A 535-nucleotide genomic window follows, 5' to 3' on the forward strand; every position below is an offset into this window, starting at 1 on the left:
CCCTCCAGAGCGTCGCGCTTCAGGCGCTGGGCAAATTTCTTAAGCCGCCAGTCAAGTTCGCGGCCCCGCTGTTCGAGCCATTCGCCGGCTGTGGGTGGCAGACCGAGAGCCGACACGATCGGCTTCGCCTGGGGTTCGCTGAGCAGGTAGCTGTCGAACCGGCGGTATCCTGCCGATCGCTCCACCCAGACATCCCCGGAACGCAGCTTGTTGCGCAGATGCGCGATCGTCGCGATTTCCCAGAGACGCCGGTTGATCTTGCCGTCATCGCCCACGACGATTTTCCGCCATTCCTTGCGGAAGGGCATCGGAGCGTCGGCAGGCAGATCGCGTTTGCCCGACCTGTTGAGGTCGCGCAGCATCTCGATGGCGGCGATCGTTTTTGCACTGCCCTTTCCGGCCCTGAACTGGAGCGCCTCAAGCAGGTCGGGGGCGAACTTGCGCAACGTCGCATAGCGGTCGGCCGCCACCGTCAGCGGATCAAGGTTGGCGGTTTCCGCGATTGTCGCCACTTCTGGCCTCGCCTTCAGGAGGG

At 64.1% G+C, this 535-nt stretch carries 1 pseudogene; it reads right to left on the reverse strand.

Annotated elements, in window-relative coordinates:
- A pseudogene (locus tag C100_RS0124485) lies at positions 1–535 on the reverse strand (Tn3 family transposase); the annotation flags it as partial.

This window comes from Sphingobium sp. C100 (assembly GCF_000508185.1).
Classification (GTDB): Bacteria; Pseudomonadota; Alphaproteobacteria; order Sphingomonadales; family Sphingomonadaceae; genus Sphingobium.